The following is a 16,322-nucleotide window of genomic DNA, read 5'->3' as shown; positions in this document are numbered from 1 at the left end:
TGACATGCTGGACCGCAAGAATACCCGCGACATCTATCCCCCCACCGGCCCCGAGATCACCGCGAAAAGCTGGCAGACCGAGGCCGCGATGCGGATGCTGATGAACAACCTGCACCCCGATGTGGCCGAAAACCCGCATGAATTGGTGGTTTATGGTGGCATTGGCCGCGCTACACGCAGCTGGGGCGATTTTGACCGTATCGTTGCCACGCTGAAGGATCTGGAAGACGATGAGACGCTGGTGGTGCAATCGGGCCGCCCCGTGGCCGTGGTGCGCACGCATACGGACGCGCCGCGTGTGCTGATCGCCAACTCGAACCTCGTGCCGCATTGGGCAACGTGGGATCACTTCAACGAATTGGACCGCAAGGGCCTGATGATGTACGGCCAGATGACCGCCGGGTCCTGGATCTATATCGGCACCCAAGGCATCGTGCAGGGCACCTATGAAACCTTTGCCGAGGCCGGGCGCCAGCACTTTGGCGGCGATCTGACGGGCAAATGGATTCTGACCGGCGGGCTGGGCGGCATGGGCGGCGCGCAGCCTTTGGCGGCGGTGATGGCCGGCGCCTGCTGTCTGGCGGTGGAGTGTGACGAAACCCGGATCGATTTTCGGCTGCGCACCCGCTATGTGGATGCCAAGGCACAAACGCTGGACGAGGCCTTGGCACTGATTGCCGACTGGACCGCCAAGGGCGAGGCAAAATCGGTGGGCCTTTTGGGCAACGCCGCCGATGTCTTTGCCGAACTGGTGACCCGGATGAAGGCCGGGGGGCCCCGCCCCGATATCGTCACCGACCAAACTTCGGCGCATGACCCGCTGCACGGCTATCTGCCGCAGGGCTGGTCCGTTGCCGAATGGCGCGCCAAGCAGGAAAGCGACCCTAAAGCAGTGGAAACCGCCGCGCGCACCAGCATGAAGGTGCATGTCGCCGCGATGGTCGATTTCTGGAACGCGGGCGTGCCGACGCTGGATTACGGCAACAACATCCGGCAGGTGGCGCTGGAAGAAGGGCTTGAGAACGCCTTTGCCTTCCCCGGTTTTGTGCCTGCCTACATTCGCCCACTCTTTTGCAAAGGCATCGGGCCGTTCCGTTGGGTGGCGCTTTCTGGCGACCCCGAAGATATCTACAAGACCGATGCGGCGATGAAAAAGCTGTTTCCTGAAAACACCCATCTGCACAACTGGCTGGATATGGCGCAAGACCGGATCGCGTTTCAGGGTCTGCCCGCGCGGATCTGCTGGATTGGCCTTGGCGACCGGCACCGCGCCGGGCTGATGTTCAACGAAATGGTCAAGAACGGAGAGCTGAAGGCCCCGATCGTGATCGGGCGTGATCATCTGGATTCAGGCTCTGTTGCGTCGCCAAACCGGGAAACCGAGGCGATGAAAGATGGCTCGGACGCGGTTTCGGACTGGCCGCTGCTGAATGCGCTGGTCAATACCGCCTCAGGCGCGACCTGGGTCAGCATTCACCACGGGGGCGGCGTCGGCATGGGCTTTTCGCAGCATTCCGGTGTGGTGATCGTGGCGGACGGCACCGATGCGGCGGCAAAACGGCTAGAGCGGGTCTTGTGGAACGACCCGGCCTCGGGCGTGTGGCGCCATGCCGATGCGGGCTATGACATCGCCGTGGATTGCGCCAGGGAACGGGGCCTGCGGCTGCCAACCATCTTGGGCAACTAGGCCGGCCCCTTGGCACCTTTGTGCATTGCCCGCCTGTCGGCGCGGGCAATGCCCCCATCGCGCCAGACCCTTGCTACCGCGGCCGGCGAAAAACCGGGGTCTTGCGCCGCATTTCGGCTACCGCATTGGAAACGGGTTGGATACTACTTTGGTAGTCGTGCCCGAAACCGGCAACCCTGTGGAATATATGATGACTTGCCCGCCTGATCGCGCCGTTCACGGCGACCTCAAAGCCGCAGCACAGGCCCTTGCGGCCGCCATCGGGGCGGCGCATGTCAAACGCGATACCGGGCCAGACCGGGGCGCCAGCCTGATCGCCTTTCCCGCCTCGACCGAGGAAGTCGCCGCCGTTATCCGGATCTGCCGCCAATTCGGGCTTTCGGTTGTGACCGAGGGCGGGCGCACCGGGCTGGTCGGGGGTAGCCAGTCAGAGCCGGGGCAAATCGGGCTTTCGCTGACGCGGATGGCCCGGATCGGGGCGATCTATCCCGAAGAGCGGGTGGCGGTGGTCGAGGCCGGTGTTACGCTGCACGCGCTGCAAACGGCGGCCCTGACGCATGGGCTGGAACCGGGCATTGACCTTGCCGCACGCGGCACAGCGACAATCGGCGGAATGGTCTCAACCAATGCGGGCGGGATCATGGCGTTTCGATACGGGGTGATGCGGCACCGCGTGTTGGGTCTGGAAGCGGTGCTGCCTGACGGGCAGATTTATTCTGACATGACACGCGTGGTCAAGAACGCCGCGGGCTATGATCTGAAACACCTGCTGATCGGGGCCGAGGGCACGCTGGGGGTCGTCACCCGCGTTGTGATAAAGCTGGAACCGGTGCCGCGCGCCACGGCCACGCTGCTGTTGGGCCTGCCCGATGTCGGGGCGGCGCTGGCCGCGATCGGCCAGGCGATCAGTTCAGACGTTGGCCATCTGCGCGCGGCAGAGGCGCTTTGGCAATCCTACATCCAGCTGACGGCCAGCGCGCAGGGCTGGTCAGAGCCGTCCTTTCCGCTGGATCAGCCCGTCAACCTTTTGCTGATGCTGGGCGGCGCACAAGAGGCCGATTTACAGGCCGAGGCGCTGCGCCTTTTTGGCATGATGGCCGAGGCTTACCCCACCACAACCGGCATCATCGCGGCATCAGGCCGGCAAGAGGCCGATCTGTGGCAGCTCCGCGAGGACACCTTCCAGCTGTACCGCAAACATGCCGCGGCACCGTCTTATGACGTGTCTGTGCCCCAGTCAGAAATCGCGGGCTATCTGGAGCGGGTCCAAGAGGGGCTGGCGGGGTTGGATGGCGGCATTTCGCCCTATGTTTTTGGCCATTTGGCTGACGGGAACCTGCATATTGTCCTGAACCGCGCCGGCCCGCTGGCGCCTGACCTTCTGGCGGCGGTGGAAGAGGTCTTATATGCGCCCCTCAGCGCGCTTGGCGGGTCATTCTCGGCAGAGCATGGGGTGGGGGCGAAACGTGTCCATAGCCTGATGGCCACCGTAAACCGTGTAAAACTGCACGCAATGATCAGCGTCAAACAGACCTTTGATCCCGACAAAATGATGAATCCCGGCAAAGTCTTGCCGTTATCACCCAATCTCGAACCGTCCTGATCGCAAGCCCCGGATCGGCACCGCCTTTACCCCTGATTGCAGATAGGTCAGACAAGGCGCAGATCCGGCCCCTGATCGCGCAATGCCTATGGACGCACACCGCTGAATCGCACAACATGGCGCGTGATCCGGCGAGAAATCGCGGGGTTGATCGGAAAAGGAACGTTTCGGGTGCCGCAAACCACATCCACGCTGGCGTTATTTCGCAACCGGACCTTTCGCGTGCTGTGGATCGCGGCGCTGGCCTCGAACTTTGGCGGGTTGGTGCAGGCCGTTGGTGCGGCCTGGATGATGGCCACGCTGTCGCAATCGCAAAGCATGGTCGCGCTGGTGCAATCTTCGGTCACGCTGCCGATCATGATCTTTTCGCTGGCGGCAGGGGTCTTTGCCGATAATTTCGACCGGCGCAGGGTGATGCTGGTGGCGCAGGGGTTCATGCTGGTTGTGTCATTCGTTCTGGCGTTTCTGGCCTATAATGAGCTGCTGACGCCGTGGCTGTTGCTGGGGTTCACCTTTCTGATCGGCTGCGGCACGGCGCTGCACAATCCGTCCTGGCAGGCCTCGATGGGGGATATTGTTCCGCGCGATGATCTGTCATCGGCGGTGTCGCTGAACAGTATGGGCTTTAACATGATGCGCAGCATCGGCCCGGCTGCGGGCGGGGCGATTGTTGCGATTGCAGGGGTGGCGGCGGCGTTTGCGGTCAATGCCATCAGCTATTTCGCCATCATCGGGGCGCTGCTGGCGTGGCGGCCAGCGGTTGCGGCCCGGCGGTTGCCGCGCGAACCCTTTGGCGGGGCTTTTGCGGCGGGCCTGCGCTATGTTGCGATGTCGCCCAACCTGCTGCGGGTCATTATGCGCGGCTTTGTGTTTGGGCTATCTGCGGTGGCTATTCAGGCACTGTTGCCGATTGTGGTGCGCGATCATCTAAGCGGGGGCGCGTTTCTTTACGGGGTCATGCTGGGCTGTTTTGGGATGGGGGCGGTTGTTGGCGCCCTGGCGAACGCCCGGCTTCGTGCCCGTTTCCATAATGAGCGCATCACCAAGATTGCATTTTTTGGCTTTGCGGGCAGCACGGCCATTCTGGCCTTCATGACCAGCGCGGTCATCGCCGGCGCCGCCTTGCTGGTTGCGGGGGCGTGTTGGGTTGTGGCGCTGTCGCTGTTCAACGTCACAATGCAGCTTTCGACGCCGCGTTGGGTTGTGGGGCGGGTATTGGCGCTTTATCAGACCGGGGTGTTTGGCGGCATGGCCAGCGGAAGCTGGATCTGGGGCGAAATGTCCGAGACGTTCGGCACGGATACCGCGCTTCTTGTTGCCGCCGGGGTGCTGATCATCGGCGCCGTCATCGGCATCCCGGCGCCGCTGCCGGACTTTGGCGAAACCAACCTTGACCCGCTGAACCAGTTTACCGAACCGCCATTGCAGTTGGAACTGACGCGGCGAAGCGGCCCGATCCTGATCATGATCTACTATGAAATTGCGCAAGAAGACGTGCAAAGTTTTCTGGCGACCATGAATCTGCGCCGACGGATCCGCATTCGGGATGGGGCGCAGCAATGGACCTTGCTGCGGGATCTGGAAAACCCCGATATCTGGACCGAAAGCTACCATGTGCCCACCTGGGTTGAATACATCCGCCATAATGAGCGGCGCACATTGGCTGATCTGGGCGTGACCGAACGCCTGATGGAGCTGCACAAAGGCCCGCGCCCGGTGCGCGTGCACCGGATGATCGAACGTCAGGCGGTTCCCCGGCGTGATGATCTGCCACGGCGGCCGCAGGGCAAAGACCCGGTGCCATGATGCCGCCACGCCGGGCCCCAACGCGATGGGAAACCGGCGAACTTGTCACCACAGTAAGGTTCATGAAAGCCTCGGGTTGCCTTTGTGGTTTAGGGATCCCAAACTTGCCACCCGACTGACGCCTGATCATGGAGATACCTTATGGCCCCTAAAGAGTTGAATGTTCTGGTATTGCAAGGGGGGGGTGCGCTGGGGGCCTATCAGGCCGGCGCCTTTGAGCGGCTTGCCAAAGAGGGTTTCGATCTGGACTGGGTCGCGGGCATCTCGATCGGGGCGATCAATGCCGCCCTCATTTGTGGCAACCCGCCTGAACGCCGGGTTAAACGTCTGCGGACATTTTGGGAAAGGGTCAGCGCCAACCTCGCGCTCAATCCATTGATAATGGGCCAGAAATCACGCCGCGCCTATGCGCAATACGCCTCGGCGGTGGTTTCGGTCACGGGGGCGCCGGGGTTTTTCGTGCCGCGCAATCCGCTGACCTTCTGGCCGTGGAACCCGGTGCAGCCGCTTAGCTATTACGACACCTCGCCACTTTTTGACACGCTGACAGAGCTGGTGGATTTCACCTATCTGAATGACTCCGGCCCCCGGATCAGCGTCGAGGCGGTTGATCTGGAAACCGGCAACTTTACCAATTTTGACAGCAGCGAAACCCGTATCGGGCCTGAACACATCATGGCCAGCGGGGCGCTTCCGCCCGGCTTTCCCCCGGTCGAGGTGGACGGGCGGCTTTATTGGGACGGCGGGCTGGTCTCGAACACGCCGCTGCAATATGTGATGGAACATGCCGCGACCGACCCGATGTGCATCTTTCAGATCGACCTTTTCAGCGCCAACGGGCCGCGCCCCGAAAACATTGCCGAGGTGGAACAACGTCTGATGGATGTCCGCTTTTCCAGCCGGACCCGGTTGACAACCGACCGTTTCAGACAGCTGCACGACATTCGCGCCGCCGCCGACCGGTTGGCCGAAAAGCTGCCCAAAGAGCTGCAATCAGACCCTGATCTGGCCTTTTTGCGCGCCAGCGGCCCCCATTGCCCGGTCACGATCGCGCATCTGATCCACCGTAAGGAGGGCTTTGAAAGCGGCACCAAGGATTACGAATTTTCACGCATGACCATGGCCGAACATTGGGCAATCGGCATGGCCGACGTGAAACACACCCTGTCGCACGACATGTGGAAAACGCGGCAGATCGGGGTAGACGGGCTTCAGGTCTTTGACCTTGGCGGCGCCGTGCCCAGCCATAAAGGCGCGCACCCCAAGTTGGCCCAAAACGTTACCCCCATTAGAAAAGGAGCTACAAAATGAATCTGAAAGACAAGGTATGCCTGATCACCGGGGCCGCCAGCGGCATTGGCCACGGCATTGCCGAACGCTTCATTGCGGACGGCGCACGGGTTGCGATTGCCGATCTGCGGCTGGACGCGGCGCAAAAGGCGGCTGACGCATTGAACGCCAAAGGGCCGGGCAAGGCCATCGCCGTCGAGATGAACGTGATTGATGAGGCGCAGGTAAACGCGGGCGTTGCAAAGGTGGTTGATACATGGGGCCGCATTGACGTGCTGGTCTCAAACGCTGGCATCCAGATTGTTCACAAGATGGAAGAATTCCCCTTTGAAGATTGGAAAAAGCTGCTGGCCATTCATCTGGATGGCGCATTCCTGACCACGAAGGCCTGCCTGCCGCATATGTACAAGGCCGGCTCGGGCACCGTGATCTTTATGGGCTCGGTCCACTCGAAAGAGGCGTCACCGCTGAAATCTGCCTATGTCACGGCCAAGCATGGTCTGTTGGGGCTGGCGCGCGTGATTGCCAAGGAAGGCGCCGCACATGGCGTGCGCGCCAACGTGATCTGCCCCGGCTTTGTCAAAACGCCGCTGGTGGAAAAGCAGATCCCCGAACAGGCCCGTGATCTGGGTATCTCGGAAAAAGAGGTGGTCGAAAGGGTGATGCTGGGCGACACCGTCGACAAGGAATTCACCACGATCGAGGATGTGGCCGAAGTGGCCCATTTGTTCGCGGCTTTCCCAACCAACGCCCTGACCGGTCAATCGCTGGTGGTCAGCCACGGCTGGTTCATGAACTAGGCACTGGCCGCAACGGCCCTTGCAGGGCTATGGTCATTTTGCTGGGCCGGTATCGCGGGTTTTGCGCGATACCGGCGGCTTTTTATCCCGAAGACGCGGTGTGAAAACAAACTGCGGGGCGCGATCCGGTTTCGGGGATTGAAAGGATAGGGCGGGCGATGATCGTGAATTTTGAAACCCACGCATCAAACGAAAGAACCTTCCTGTCGTGGGTGCGTACTGCGGTGGCGATTGTCGGTTTTGGCCTTGCCGCCGCGCGGCTAAGCGACCAGCCGCCCACGCCCTGGGCTGAATATCTGATGCTGGGGGCAGGGGCGGGGGTAATCGTGATCGCCTGGTTGCGGATGCGCCATACGCGCAAGCGGATTGATCTACCCGACCACCTACCCGACGATTCCGGGCTGGCAGATCTGTTTCTTTTACTGGTGATCGTCGCGCTTTTCGCGCTTTTGGGTAGTTTCGTGATTACCGTTGGCTGACAGACGGGGCCCGCCCGCCCGTCAGCTTTCAGTGTCCAAGGCGTGGTTTTAGGCGCCCAGTTTGTCGCGCAAGGCATACCACCACGACCCAACCACGGAATAAGGCACCCGCAGCGCGCGCCCTCCGGGGAACGGATACCAAGGCAGGCCCGCGAACACGTCAAAGCGCGAAAGATCGCCGTTGATCGCCTCGGACAGGATGCGCCCATAAGTGTGCGACCCGGTTACACCATGGCCGCTGTAGCCCTGCGCAAAGTAGGTGTTGGCGCCAATCCGGCCCATTTGCGGCACACGGCTGAACGACAGCGCGAAATTCCCGCTCCAGGCATAATCGACCCGCTTTGATTTCAGCTGCGGGAATACCTTGTCCAGGTTGCGGCGCAGCTTTGCCTCGATGTCGCGCGGATCTGCGCCACCGTAAACCGTGCCACCACCGAACAGCAGGCGATTATCAGCCGACATCCGGTAATAATCGAGGATGTAACGAATATCTTCAACGCAACCCTGACCGGGGATCAGCGAACGGGCCAATTCCTCGCCCAGGGGTTCGGTGGCCATAACTTGCGTTGAAACGGGCATCACCCGCTTTGAAAGGGTCGGCACGACGCCGCCCAGATAGGCGTTGCCACACAAAACCAGCGTTTTGCAGGTGACTTGCCCGGTGGCGGTTTTGATAACCGGCTGCGCGGCATCGGTGTTGACGTGGATGACGGGCGACATTTCATAGATCACCCCCCCCAGCGATTCAAACGCCGCCGCCTCGCCCAGGGCAAGGTTCAGCGGGTGCATGTGACCACCGGAATAGTCGATCAGGCCGCCGGCATAGAGATCGGAATTCACATGCTTGCGCAGCTGATTGCGGTCCAGCATTTCCTGATTTTTGATGCCGTAGCTGGCCCATAGCGCGCGACGCTCTTCCAACTCGCGCATATGCGCGGCGGTGAGACCCACGAAAACGTTGGTCTCTTTCAGGTCGCATTTGATATCATAGGTGGCGATGCGTTCGCGGATGATCTGGCCACCCTCTTGCACCATGCCGGCCACAAAGGTCGCCGTATCCTGACCGTAGCGTTTCTTGATGGTTTGCAAGCTGGCGTTCAGGCCATTGACGATCTGCCCGCCATTGCGCCCCGAGGCGCCCCAGCCCACGCGGGCGCCTTCGACGATAACGACCTTATGGCCTTTTTCGGCAAGGTGCAGCGCGGTGGAAAGCCCGCTATAACCCGCGCCCACGACGCAGATATCGGCCGTGACCTGACCGGTCAGCGGCGGCCTTTCGGGCGCGGGGTTGGCCGAGGCGGCATAATAGCTGGTGGTGTGTTGGCCGTTGCCGGCATAGGAATTTTTGCTGAGCGCGTTCATCAGACTGTCTCCAGATAGCTGTCATATTCAAAAGAAGTGACCTGCCGCGTGAATCGTAACTGTTCCTGGCGTTTACAATCCACCAGCATCCTTTGCAGACGCGGCGCATAGATTGAACGCACATGCGCCCCCGCCTTGAACGCCTGGATCGCTGAGGCCCAGTCCAGCGGCAGGTGGGGCAGCTCTTTCGCCATTTCGTAGGCGTCACCAACAAGGGCCTCGGCAGGCTCCCATGCTTCTTCGATGCCCAAAAGGGCGCCCCCCAGAATGCTGGCCAGCACAAGGTAGGGGTTGGCATCCGCACCGGCAACGCGATGCTCGATCCGGCGGGCCTTGTGATGGCCACCGGGGATACGCACGGCCACGGTGCGGTTTTCATAGCCCCAGGCCACGCTGGAGGGCGCGTGCATGCCCGGCAAAAGGCGGCGGAACGAATTTTCATGCGGCGCAAAGACCAGGGTGTTTTCCTGCATCGTGCGCAGCAAGCCCGCAACCGCATGCGACATTATCGCGGAGCCAGCTTCGCCGCCATCGTCAAAGACGTTGTTGCCGTCTTTGTCCTCTAGCGAAAAATGCACATGAAAGCCGCTACCGGCGCGAAAGCCGTAGGGTTTGGCCATGAACGTCGCCGCAAAGCCGTGCTTGCGGGCGATACCACGCACCAGACGCTTGAACAGGACCGCGTCATCAGCGGCGCGCAGCGCGTCGCCAATGTGGCGCATGTTGATTTCAAACTGGCCAGCGCCGTTTTCGGAAATGGCGGTATCGGCGGGGATGCCCTGCGCATGACACGCGGCGTAGACATCGTTCAGGAAGGCGTCGAAATGTTCCAGATCGTCCAGCGACAGGGCACCGTCAGAGTCAAGCCGGCGGCCCGTGACCGGGGAATGTGGCGGCTGCGGTGTTGGCTCGCTTGGATCCACCAGATAAAATTCCAACTCGGTGGCGACAACCGGGGTCAGGCCGCGTTCGGCATAGCGTTGGACCACGCTGTTCAGTGCGTGGCGCGGATCGCCCAGGAATGGCTTGCCATCCTCTTCGAACAGCCACAGCGGGATCAGCGCGGTCGGCTGCGACGTCCAGTTGATCGGCAGAATACCGCGCCCCGTGTGGCGGCAAATACCGTCGGCATCGCCGGTTTCAAACACCAGCGCGCTAACCTCGATGTCTTCGCCCCAAATATCCAACCCGGCCAGCGACAACGGCATCCGCACACTGCCGTCAAGAACCTTGTCAGCCTGCGCCACATCAATCCGTTTGCCGCGCAGCGTTCCATTCAGGTCGCAGATTGTGGCAAAAATGTGGTCGATGCCGTCCTGCTGGCGCAGCCACTCAAGGTGATCGTGATCTTGCATATTGCACCCTCAGGTCTAATTTTGTGATAGTATTATGTCAGATACTATCATACTCAGGTTCAGGTCAACTGTATTTTCCAATAGGACGACAGCCCAACACCACAGGATGAAAAGCGCCATGGCCCAATTCCCACAGATTCCAGAAGTTCCGCTTGCGCCGGGGATCACTGATCAGGAAGGCGTTTACCAAAGGTTGCGCGCCGCTATCATGACCGGCGCGATAGAGCCGGGAACCACGCTGACCTTCCGCGGCCTGGCCGAAGTTCTGTCTTGCAGCCCCACACCCATCCGCGAGGCCGTCCGCCGGCTTAGTTCAGAACACGCCATTGAGGTGCTGGGCAACCGCAGGATGCAGATTCCCGCCATGACGCCCGCCAGGTTTGAAGAAATCCTCAGCCTTAGAGGCGCGATCGAATCCTACGCCGCAGTGCGTGCATTGCCTTATGTATCCGAGATTTTGATCGACGAAATTGTCGAATTGGACACTCGGATGGACCAGGCGATTGAAAACCACGACCCATCGCACCTGACGGTTCTGAACCACCAATTCCACCGCCAACTTTACACCGCCAACCCGCATCAGGTGGCAATGCCGATCATTGAAAGCATCTGGATGCAGCTTGGCCCGTTTCAGCGGCAGGTCATAGAGACCGGCTTGGAATACTATGTGATCGACCGCCATCAGGAAATCATCCGCGCGCTGAGGGCACGCGACGCCATCGCCCTTTCGGTCGCAATCGAGGCAGATATCCGGGACGGAATCTACAGATCTGGAAAGCAATTCCTGCAAAACTGCGCGGCAGATACGCTGTCGAGACCCGATTAAGCGCTGGATCACTCGCAAATGGGGGGCAGCACCCGGCAAACATCCGGCCTGTTCTGGCCTATCCGGGGCAATTTTGTGATATCATTTTGGGCGACCCACCCCTGATAATGCGCGCGCATTAAGCCTGCCGATCTTTCGCTACGTCACGCGCCCACACCGGCATTGACAACTGGGCAAAGTCGCGCAAACATCTACCCAACAACAAAAATAACCGGTTTGATCGCTGGGGGGAACATCATGCAGTCGACTGACGCGACCGCCCTGCGTGTGGGGTTGGCCTTTTCATGAGTGTGATACTGAAAGCCGAAGGGCTGACGAAAGAGTTCAAGGGCTTTGTCGCGGTCAACAACGTCACCCTTGAGGTTGAGGAAGGCACGATCCACGCGCTGATCGGCCCGAACGGCGCGGGCAAAACCACATGTTTCAACCTTTTGACCAAATTCCTACAGCCGACATCGGGGCGGATAACCTACAAGGGCCGTGACATCACACGCATGTCGCCTGCTGATATTGCGCAGCTGGGGCTGGTGCGGTCCTTTCAGATTTCGGCGGTGTTTTCGGATCTCAGCGTGCTGCAAAACGTGCGGATCGCGCTGCAACGCCGCCGCGGCGAAAGCTTTGATTTCTGGCGCAGCGAAAAGGCACTAAGCCGCTATGATGACGATGCGCGCGCCCGCATTGACGAGGTTGGGCTGACCGAATTCGTCAATCATCGCGCCGCAGAGCTGTCATATGGCCGCAAACGCGCGCTGGAAATTGCAACGACGCTGGCGCTTGATCCCGGTATGCTGCTTTTGGATGAGCCGATGGCGGGCATGACCCAGCAAGATGTTGACCGGATTTCGGCACTGATCCGAAAGGTCGCCAAGAACCGCACCGTGCTGATGGTGGAACACAACCTTTCGGTGGTGGCAGACCTGTCGGACCGGATTACCGTATTGGCGCGCGGCGAAATTCTGGCCGAGGGCGACTATGAAACGGTCTCCAAATCGCCCGCCGTGATCGAGGCCTATATCGGAGCGGAAGCATGATCAAAACCGCGAAACTGCACCAGACAGCGGCAACCGATGCGTTGTTGGCGGTGCAGGATCTGAACGGCTGGTATGGCGAAAGCCATGTGCTGCACGGCATCACTTTTGACGTGAAAGAAGGCGAGGTTGTCACGCTTTTGGGGCGCAACGGTGCGGGAAAAACCTCGACCCTAGCGGCGATCATGGGGCTTTTGCCGCGGCGTGCCGGCTCGGTTCGGTTCAACGGGGTTGAGACGATCGACCTGCAACCGCGCCATATCGCGCGGCTGGGTATTGCGCTGTGCCCCGAAGAACGCGGCATCTTTTCGTCGCTGAACGTCGAGGAAAATCTGATGCTGCCACCCCGGATTGCGGCGGGTGGCCTGACGGTTGAACGGATTTACCAGTTGTTTCCCAACCTCAAGGAGCGTCGCCGCAGTCAGGGCACCAAACTTTCGGGGGGCGAACAGCAGATGCTGGCGATTGCCCGCATCCTGCGTACCGGCGCGCGCGTTTTGCTGCTGGACGAGCCGACCGAGGGTCTGGCCCCGGTCATCGTGCAGCACATTGGCGCCACCATCCGCGAGCTGAAGAAAGAGGGTTTTACCATTGTCCTGGTCGAGCAGAACCTGCGCTTTGCCGCGTCGGTCGCTGACCGCCATTATGTCGTCGAGCAAGGTCAGGTGATCGACATGATCCCCAATGCCGCGCTGGACCAGAACCTGGACAAGCTGCACGCCTATCTGGGCGTCTGAAATACCCAGGATAAAAGCGCATTGCGCATAACAAAGGGAGAACGATCCATGTTGAAGCGGATACTGTTGGGGGGCATCTCGCTTGCTGCGCTGGCGACCTCGCCGGTGCTGGCGGCGGATATTCAGGTAAAGATCGGCGTGCTCAATGACCGTTCGGGCGTCTATGCCGACCTGTCGGGCGAAGGCTCGGTTGTTGCGGCGCGCATGGCCGTCGAGGATTTCAAGGCCGCCGAAAAGGGCCTTGCGGTTGAAATCATCTCGGCCGACCACCAGAACAAGCCTGACATCGGCTCAAACATTGCGCGGCAGTGGTATGAGGTTGACAAGGTCAATGCCATCTTTGACGTGCCCACCTCGTCTGTGGCGCTGGCGGTGGCTGAAATCAGCAACCAGATGGGCGGGCTATTGATAGATTCGGGGGCAGGGGCAACGGATCTGACCGGCGCACAGTGCAAGCCGACCACGATTCACTGGACCTATGACACCGCCGCGCTGGCCAATGGCACCGGCAAGGCGATGACCGAGGCGGGCGGCAAAAAGTGGTTTTTCCTGACCGCCGACTATGCCTTTGGCCATTCCCTGGAAGACCAGACCGCGCGCGTCGTCAAAGCAACCGGCGGCGAGGTTGTGGGCACCGTGAACGTGCCGTTCCCCGCCACCGACTTTTCGTCGTTCCTGCTCCAGGCGCAGGCCAGCGGCGCGAATGTGATCGGCCTTGCCAATGCGGGCGGCGACACGGTGAACGCGATCAAGCAGGCGTCAGAATTCGGCATCACGCAGGCGGGGCAGAAACTTGCCGCGCTGCTGATGTTTGTGACTGACGTTCATGCACTGGGCCCGCAGACATCGCAGGGCCTGTCGCTGACCGAAGCGTTCTACTGGGATCAAAACGATGCAACCCGCGAATGGTCGACGCGCTTTGAGGCCATTCACGGATCAAAGCCGACAATGGTGCAGGCGGGGGTCTATTCTTCGGCAATGCACTATCTGCAAGCCGTCGAAGCGGTTGGCAACACGGACAATCTGGCCGTGGCCGCCAAGATGAAAGAAACCCCGTTTGATGACCCGCTGTTTGGCAAGGGTTACATCCGTGGTGACGGGCGCGCGATCCACGACATGTTCCTGTTCGAAGTGAAAAAACCCGAAGACTCGACGGGTGAATGGGACCTCTACAATCAGATCGCCACAATCAGCGGTGAAGATGCCTTCCTGCCGATGCTGGATGAGTGCGACTTTACCAAAAAATAAGGCCATGGCCTGAGGCGGCATCCCTTTCGGGGTGCCGCCCATTTGAACCGCCGCCGCCAACTGGGGTCCGTATATGTTCGAACTATTGGGAATCGCGCCACAGGTGCTGATGGGGCAACTGCTGCTGGGCCTGATCAACGGGTCGTTCTATGCGGTTTTATCCCTGGGTCTGGCGGTCATCTTTGGGCTGCTGAACATCATCAATTTTGCCCACGGTGCCCAATACATGATGGGCGCTTTCGTGGGCTGGATGCTGCTGCATTACCTTGGCATCAGCTATTGGCCCGCGCTTATTCTGGTACCGCTGATCGTTGGCGCCTTTGGCATCGTGCTGGAACGGCTGATGATTTCGCGGCTTTACCATCTGGACCATCTTTACGGGCTTTTGCTGACCTTTGGCCTTGCGCTGATCCTGCAGGGGTTGTTTCGCAACGCCTACGGCATTTCGGGCCTGCCCTACCAGATTCCGCGATCGCTGTCGGGTGGGTATAATCTGGGCTTCATGTTCTTGCCAACTTACCGCGCCTGGGTGGTGGTGGCCTCGGTTGTGGTCTGCTTTGGCACCTGGTTCATGATTGAAAAAACCCGGCTGGGCGCCTATCTGCGCGCCGCGACCGAAAACCCCGCGCTGGTGGGGGCGTTCGGCATCAACGTGCCGCTGATGATCATGCTGACCTACGGCTTTGGCGTTGCGCTGGCCGGCTTTGCCGGGGTGCTGGCGGCGCCGATGTATGCGGTCAACCCGAACATGGGTGCGGATATGATCATCGTGGTCTTTGCGGTGGTGGTGATCGGCGGCATGGGGTCAATCATGGGGGCGATTGTCACCGGTTACGGTCTTGGCCTGGTCGAGGGGCTGACCCGTGTTTTCTATCCGGAAGGCTCGGCCGTGGTGATCTTTGTCATCATGGCAATCGTTTTGTTAATCAAGCCCGAGGGGCTGTTCGGGAGGTCTGCGTGATGTCGGTCATGAAAACCAATACGACCGCGCCGTCGCGCCCACAGCCCGCCCAGGCCGGTATGCCGGCCCTGCACCGGGTCATTTTTCTGGTGCTGCTGGTGTTCATGGTTGCGATGCCGTTCGTGGTTTACCCGGTGTTCTTGATGAACGTCATGTGTTTTGCGCTGTTTGCTGCCGCGTTCAACCTGCTGTTGGGCTTTGGCGGGCTGCTGTCATTTGGCCACGCGGCCTATTTTGGCGGCGCGAGCTATGTCGCGGCCCATGCCGCCAAGGTCTGGGGCTTGACGCCTGAACTGGCCGTGCTGGCCGGAACCGCCGCCGCCGCCGTGCTGGGGCTGGCCATTGGCGCGCTGTCGATCCGGCGGCAGGGGATCTATTTCGCGATGGTGACGCTGGCCTTTGCGCAGATGGTCTATTTCTTTGCGCTTCAGGCCAGCTTTACCGGCGGAGAGGACGGTATCCAATCTGTTCCGCGTGGCGATCTGTTTGGCCTGTTTTCACTGCAAAGCAACACGGCGCTTTATTTCTTTGTGCTGGTCATCACCTTTGGCGGCATCCTGTTTTTGTACCGCGTCGTTCATTCGCCCTTTGGTCAGGTGATGAAAGCCATCCGCGAAAATGAGCCGCGGGCGATATCGCTGGGCTATCAGGTCAACCGCTACAAGCTGATCGTCTTTACCCTTTCAGCCACGATGGCGGGGCTGGCGGGGGCCACGAAAAGCCAGGTTGTTCAGCTTGCCTCGCTGACCGATGTGCATTGGTCGATGTCGGGCGAGGTGGTTCTGATGACGCTATTGGGCGGCATGGGCACGGTCTTTGGGCCGATTGCGGGGGCGACGCTGATTGTGGCGATGCAGAATTACCTTGCCAGCCTTGGCGCCTGGGTCACGATCATCCAAGGCGCGGCATTCGTTATCGGTGTGTTGCTGTTTCGCGAAGGAATCGTGGGGGTTCTGGCACGCTGGTTCAAGCGGCCGCTCTGAAACGAAACCCAAGGGGTTGGTGGGGGCGGTACTAGGCTAGAATAAACCGCCAGACACCAGTTCCCAAGCCTGGCTTTCGCCTAGCGAACGACCAGCACCGGAATCGGCGTCTTGACCAGCACTTCCGCGGTCTGGCTTCCCAGCAGCATCTTTCGCA

Annotated in this window: 14 protein-coding genes; 12 read left to right on the top strand and 2 right to left on the bottom strand. The window is 60.4% G+C overall.

The features are described 5' to 3' along the window. The first annotated feature begins 4 nt into the window (after positions 1–4). From hutU to ACM62R_RS14350, 6 genes are all read left to right on the top strand, one after another. Entirely contained in the window at positions 5–1,687 is a 1,683-nt protein-coding gene (hutU, locus tag ACM62R_RS14375; RefSeq protein ID WP_415184731.1) for a urocanate hydratase, read from the top strand. A 190-nt stretch (positions 1,688–1,877) separates the two neighbouring features. Beyond that, entirely contained in the window at positions 1,878–3,290 is a 1,413-nt protein-coding gene (locus ACM62R_RS14370) for an FAD-binding oxidoreductase (protein WP_415184730.1), read from the top strand. Between the two features lie 171 nt (positions 3,291–3,461). Next, a complete protein-coding gene (locus tag ACM62R_RS14365) occupies positions 3,462–5,096 on the top strand; it encodes an MFS transporter (RefSeq protein ID WP_415184729.1) in 1,635 nt (544 codons plus the stop codon). A gap of 141 nt (positions 5,097–5,237) precedes the next feature. After that, positions 5,238–6,407: a patatin-like phospholipase family protein gene (locus ACM62R_RS14360; RefSeq protein WP_415184728.1), complete on the top strand. Its 1,170-nt coding sequence runs from the start codon at positions 5,238–5,240 to the stop codon at positions 6,405–6,407. Beyond that, entirely contained in the window at positions 6,404–7,186 is a 783-nt protein-coding gene (locus ACM62R_RS14355) for a 3-hydroxybutyrate dehydrogenase (protein ID WP_415184727.1), read from the top strand. The genes ACM62R_RS14360 and ACM62R_RS14355 overlap by 4 nt, the downstream gene beginning before the upstream one ends. Positions 7,187–7,344: 158 nt before the next feature. Further along, a complete protein-coding gene (locus tag ACM62R_RS14350; RefSeq protein WP_415184726.1) occupies positions 7,345–7,665 on the top strand; it encodes a YidH family protein in 321 nt (106 codons plus the stop codon). Positions 7,666–7,713: 48 nt separating this feature from the next. Here ACM62R_RS14350 and ACM62R_RS14345 read toward each other — a convergent pair whose 3' ends face one another. Continuing rightward, complete coding sequence (locus tag ACM62R_RS14345; protein WP_415184725.1) at positions 7,714–9,027, bottom strand: NAD(P)/FAD-dependent oxidoreductase; 1,314 nt, start codon at positions 9,025–9,027, stop codon at positions 7,714–7,716. Further along, complete coding sequence (locus tag ACM62R_RS14340) at positions 9,027–10,382, bottom strand: glutamine synthetase family protein (RefSeq protein WP_415184724.1); 1,356 nt, start codon at positions 10,380–10,382, stop codon at positions 9,027–9,029. The genes ACM62R_RS14345 and ACM62R_RS14340 overlap by 1 nt, the downstream gene beginning before the upstream one ends. A gap of 118 nt (positions 10,383–10,500) precedes the next feature. On the opposite strand from ACM62R_RS14340, the gene ACM62R_RS14335 reads away from it, so the two are divergent. The 6 genes from ACM62R_RS14335 (at position 10,501) to ACM62R_RS14310 (ending at position 16,165) form a co-directional block, all read left to right on the top strand. After that, positions 10,501–11,208 (top strand): GntR family transcriptional regulator, encoded by a 708-nt coding sequence (locus ACM62R_RS14335; protein ID WP_415184723.1) that lies wholly within the window; start codon positions 10,501–10,503, stop codon positions 11,206–11,208. A 284-nt stretch (positions 11,209–11,492) separates the two neighbouring features. Continuing rightward, positions 11,493–12,239, top strand: coding sequence for an ABC transporter ATP-binding protein (locus ACM62R_RS14330; RefSeq protein WP_415184722.1), 747 nt, complete (start codon positions 11,493–11,495; stop codon positions 12,237–12,239). Then, complete coding sequence (locus tag ACM62R_RS14325; RefSeq protein ID WP_415184721.1) at positions 12,236–12,973, top strand: ABC transporter ATP-binding protein; 738 nt, start codon at positions 12,236–12,238, stop codon at positions 12,971–12,973. Before ACM62R_RS14330 ends, ACM62R_RS14325 begins: the two co-directional genes overlap by 4 nt. Before the next feature lie 48 nt (positions 12,974–13,021). Continuing rightward, complete coding sequence (locus ACM62R_RS14320) at positions 13,022–14,221, top strand: ABC transporter substrate-binding protein (protein WP_415184720.1); 1,200 nt, start codon at positions 13,022–13,024, stop codon at positions 14,219–14,221. Positions 14,222–14,294: 73 nt separating this feature from the next. Further along, the gene (locus ACM62R_RS14315; protein WP_415184719.1) at positions 14,295–15,182 is read left to right on the top strand and encodes a branched-chain amino acid ABC transporter permease; all 888 of its coding nucleotides are present in this window, start codon (positions 14,295–14,297) and stop codon (positions 15,180–15,182) included. Positions 15,183–15,190: 8 nt separating this feature from the next. Further along, a complete protein-coding gene (locus tag ACM62R_RS14310) occupies positions 15,191–16,165 on the top strand; it encodes a branched-chain amino acid ABC transporter permease (protein WP_415184743.1) in 975 nt (324 codons plus the stop codon). Positions 16,166–16,322: the final 157 nt, after the last annotated feature.

The organism is Phaeovulum sp. (genome assembly GCF_047638075.1).
In the GTDB taxonomy this organism is placed as follows: Bacteria; Pseudomonadota; Alphaproteobacteria; order Rhodobacterales; family Rhodobacteraceae; genus UBA6197.
This window is presented reverse-complemented; position numbering and strand designations above follow the sequence as displayed.